Source organism: Pseudooceanicola endophyticus (assembly GCF_018760365.1).
Lineage (GTDB): Bacteria > Pseudomonadota > Alphaproteobacteria > Rhodobacterales > Rhodobacteraceae > Pseudooceanicola > Pseudooceanicola endophyticus.
Genome location: NZ_JAHIAB010000033.1, coordinates 1 through 4,395 on the forward strand (window position 1 = coordinate 1; position 4,395 = coordinate 4,395).

The 4,395-nt window shown below is 62.5% G+C and carries 4 protein-coding genes; 3 read left to right on the forward strand and 1 reads right to left on the reverse strand.

Annotated features, from left to right (window positions below; translation table 11 throughout):
- Window positions 1–277: 277 nt before the first annotated feature.
- Window positions 278–1,351 carry an NAD(P)H-dependent flavin oxidoreductase gene (locus KM176_RS24615; protein WP_160897324.1) on the reverse strand — a complete coding sequence of 358 codons (1,074 nt, stop codon included), beginning with the start codon at window positions 1,349–1,351 and terminating at the stop codon, window positions 278–280.
- 120 nt (window positions 1,352–1,471) lie between these two features.
- Here KM176_RS24615 and KM176_RS24620 point away from each other — a divergent pair, with 120 nt between their 5' ends.
- The 3 genes from KM176_RS24620 to KM176_RS24630 form a co-directional block, all read left to right on the forward strand.
- Window positions 1,472–2,365, forward strand: coding sequence for a LysR family transcriptional regulator (locus KM176_RS24620; RefSeq protein ID WP_160897323.1), 894 nt, complete (start codon window positions 1,472–1,474; stop codon window positions 2,363–2,365).
- Window positions 2,355–3,515: a YbfB/YjiJ family MFS transporter gene (locus tag KM176_RS24625; protein WP_160897322.1), complete on the forward strand. Its 1,161-nt coding sequence runs from the start codon at window positions 2,355–2,357 to the stop codon at window positions 3,513–3,515. Before KM176_RS24620 ends, KM176_RS24625 begins: the two co-directional genes overlap by 11 nt.
- A gap of 266 nt (window positions 3,516–3,781) precedes the next feature.
- Window positions 3,782–4,395: IS110 family RNA-guided transposase (locus tag KM176_RS24630; protein WP_215558847.1), on the forward strand; the 614-nt coding region annotated here is incomplete at its 3' end.

The window sequence follows — 4,395 nt, forward strand, 5'->3', positions numbered from 1 at the left end:
CGATCAGGGAAAAGCGTGACCTGGTCCCGGTCGATACCATTGATGAAACCCGCCATCCCTGTCTCCTGCCGCCTTGCGAAAGCTTACCACGGAACAGCGTTTCCACACAGCCTCGGCCCTCTTCGGACATTCGCCAAGCTGGCTCCGCTGCAGCGCAGCTTCCCGAAACCGGCCATCCATGGCATCGTGCAGCAAGGTCTCGCACGCCAAGGTCGGCTCCGCGGGACATTGCTGCCTTTCATCTGTGGAAACGGGTATCGGCCCCCTTGGTGCCAGCCTATGTTTTCCCAAACCTACGAGTGAGATGTTCGGAGCGTAATTCTCGCATCAGCACGGCAACCAGTTCTGTTGCAGGAAGAGAGCGGGCACGCGGTGCGCCTTGGCCGGCCCAATGGGCACCAAACCCGTGTTCCCCCTTCGCTTTAGCCGCAGCTTGCAAGGCTTTTCCAGCGTCATAGGCGATAGGATAAGCAGGCGGCCAACCTGCAAGGCTATTTTCCGCTGCTTGGGTGAAGCGGTTTTCCAGCGCACGGGCCGGTCGCCCTGAAATAGCGGATGTGAGACGCGTCCTATAGCCCCCCGGGCCATGAAGCGCCTGCCGGTAAGCCGCATCCGCGTTCGATTCCGGGCAATCAATGAAGGCGGTTCCCAGCTGCGCGGCACTTGCGCCCAGAGCCATCGCGGCTGCTATGCCCGCACCGTCCATAATCCCCCCCGCAGCAATGATTGGAAGGTCGGTTTTCGTAGCCAGCAGGCGTGTCAGCGCGAAGGTGCCGAGTTGCGGATCGAACGCGGAACAGTCGAACACGCCGCGATGCCCTCCAGCTTCCATGCCCTGCGCCACGATGCCATCAATGCCCGCGTCCTGAATGCGCCGTGCCTCCTCCAGATTTGTTGCTGTGGCCAGAAGCGTGATCCCGGCCTCCCGCAAGGCCACAACTGCCTGCGGTGCAGGCAGGCCGAAGTGGAAGCTGACCACTGCAGGGCGCGTCTCCAGCAGCAGCCTCAGGACTTCGGGACTGTCGTTGAAGCTTTGATAGATGGTGCGCAACTGCGCTGGCGGCTCGGCATCGAATTCGGCGAAGAGCGGGCGCAAGGCGGCGAGCCAGGCGCGTTCTGCCTCCGGGTCGGCTTGTGGCGTGGCGTGGGCGAAGACGTTCACATTGAAAGGACGATCCGTGGCCTGACGGGTCTGTGCAATCATGCGGGCCGCGCCGGCCACATCGGTGGCACCGATGCCGATCGCCCCCAGCCCCCCTGCGTTCGAGACCGCTGCAGCGAGCTGCGGGGTCGATACCCCCGCCATCGGTGCCTGCAGGATCGGGAGCGCGATACCAAGTTTTTCCAGCATGAAAGGTCCCTCCAGTCACGGGGCAACGCCCGATTTCATTCTCATAAAGGAAACCACATTTGACTTTCATTCTCAAATATAGAATTAAATCCCCGAAGACATTCCTCAACGGAGACGATCATGGACCTTGCGACACTTCGTGTCTTTCGTGCTGTCGCGCGGGAAGAAAGTGTAACCCGAGCGGCCGATCTTCTGGGACGTGCGCCCTCCAACGTCACGACCCGGATCCAGCAGCTCGAGGCCGAATTGGGCACGCAACTCTTTCACCGTAACCGCAAGCGCATGATTTTGTCGGACGCAGGCCGGATCTTCGCCGATTATGCCGAACGCATCCTGAACCTGGCAGACGAAGCGCAGCAGCGCCTCGATCCATCGAGCCCGCGCGGCACGCTCCGTGTGGGCTCGATGGAAAGCACCATAGCAAGCCGCCTGGCGGGCCCGCTTTCGCGGTTCAGTCGCGCGTGGCCCGAGGCGCAGCTCGAACTCACATCGGCCCCGAGCGCCCCTCTCCTCGACGCGCTCAGGGCCTGTCGGATCGACTGCGCCCTCGTTGCCTTTCCGCCAGATGGGGATATAGGCGAGCCCCTCGATCTGGAGACGCAGCCTCTGTTTCGCGAAGACCTCGTTCTCTTGCTGCCCTCAGACCATCCTGAAATCCGCGTGCCAGCCGATCTTCGCCTGCGCACACTTGCGGCCTTCGGCCCCGGCTGCACCTATCGGAAGCTGGCGGAGGACTGGCTGATGTCGGATGGCGGCTCTGGGGTCAGGATACAGGAGGTCCCCTCCTACCACGCGATGTATGGCTGTACCGCCGCCGGTGCCTGCATCAGCATCATGCCGAAGAGCGTCGCGGAGCTTATGGGCTCATCGGGGTCCGTTCTCGCCGTGCCCCTGATGCAGGTGGTGACGCATCTGGCCTGGCGCACTGGGTTCGACACCGCATCGTTGCGGGCCTTCCGGGCCTGCCTGACCGAAGGCTCCAACCTGCAGGAGCACACCGACCATGCGCAGTAAACACGATGCCAGTGCGACTGTCTCAGCCACGCTTGTTTTAATTGTCGGCATGGGGGTCGGGCGCTTTGCCTTCACGGGCCTCTATCCGCTGATGATTTCCGAGGGAACGCTCTCGGTCTCCGCAGGGTCCTATGCGGCCTCTGCCAACTACGCGGGGTATCTCGCCGGGGCACTCCTTGTCTCCTTGCGATTGCCTCTGTCGAGCAGGGCCCTTTGCCAGCTGGCCGGGGCGGCGACCGTTCTGACCCTCGCGGTCCTGGGTCTTTCCCTGCCTGCCGGGATCGTCATCGCGGTTCGCGGAATTTCCGGCCTCTTCAGCGCAATCGCCATGGTAGCGGCCTCCCACTGGCTGATACATGATCGACAGCAGCATCATTCAGCGCCCGCCCTCTATGCCGGGGTCGGACTTGGCATCGTGCTCTCGGCAGAAACGATCGCCCTTGGGGCCGCGGCGGGGACGGGAAGCCGCATCATCTGGATCGCCCTGGCCGGCCTCTGCTCCGCCTTGCTGGTGCCATCATTTCGCCGAACGACGCAGGGTAAGCGCGACATCCAAGAGGTCGGACCCGAACCGCGCGCTCCGAAAACAGTAGGCCCGCAGCTCGGCCCTTGGCGGTTGATCACCATCTACGGCTTGGCCGGACTGGGGTATATTATGACGGCAACCTACCTGCCGCTGCTGGTGCGAACGGCGCTTCCGTCCCTCGGTCCAGTTCAGGTCTGGGCCCTGTTCGGCCTTGCGGCAGCGCCATCTTGTTTCCTGTGGCACAGAGTGCATTTGCGCATGGGTACGTCGCGCAGTCTGGGCCTTAACCTGACGTGTCAGGCCGTCGGGGTTGGTCTCCCGCTTCTGCACCTGCCGATCGCCTATCTCGCGAGCGCTGTTATCGTAGGGGGCACCTTCATGGGGGTCGTGACCATTGTCATGCCGGCAGGGCGTAGGCTAGCTCACCGGGTAGGCTTCAACATGCTCGCGATCATGACAGCGGCCTACGGATTTGGCCAGATCATTGGCCCCCTGATCGCAGAGCAGGTCTATGCGCGGACCTCTTCGTTCGATGGCTCTCTCTCCTTGGCGGCCCTTGCCCTTTTCGCAGCTGCAGGGCTCTCCTATGCGGTGCGAAAAGGGCAACAGACTGCAACATTTTGAGGCCCAAACTGGAAGCTTGCCTTCCGCTCAACGTCACGCCAGCGGAGCAGCCACTGTAATTACGTTACGATCTTATCCGCGACGACTAGGAATGCCGCATTTGGGCTCGGAGCGGTCATGCGGCGCTGCGGCGATCACCTCGCTCACCTGTGGTGGCCCACCTGGCACAGACGGCCCTCTGCAGATGGGGTGGATGGCTCCCGCTCCCGGCGTCGCAATGCGCCATACTGCAGGTGTCAGAATCTGCAACTGAGAGGAGCCACCCCATGCAGGTTACCACTGTCGGCCTCGACCTGGCCAAGAACATCTTCCACGTCCACGGAGTTACCGAGACCGGAGAGGTCGCCTTCAACCGGCCTTTGCGCCGGGCTCAGGTGCTGGCGTTCTTCGAGCGACTGTCGCCCTGTCTCATCGGTATCGAAGCCTGCGCATCGAGCCACCACTGGGGCCGCGAGCTTACGAAACTCGGTCATACTGTCCGGTTGATGCCGCCGATGTACGTCAAACCCTACGTGAAACGGGGCAAGTCCGACGCGGTCGATGCAGAAGCGATTTGCGAAGCCGTGACACGGCCAACGATGCGGTTCGTCGAGATCAAATCCGCGGACCAGCAGGCGCTTCTCTCCCTGCATCGCGCACGGGCTTTCGTGGTTCGGCAGCGCACCCAGTTGATCAACATGCTCCGAAGCCTGGCTGCTGAGTTCGGACTCACCATTGCCCGGGGCGTTGTGCGGGCCATCGATTTTGCGAAAGGGATCATAGAGGGCAAGCAGTCCGGGTTCCCCGAGCTCGCCCAGGACGTTCTGCGGGTCCTCAGCCGTCAGCTGGTCGAGCTGCACAATCGCCTTCGCTGGTATGAGATCACCATGCGTATCCAGGC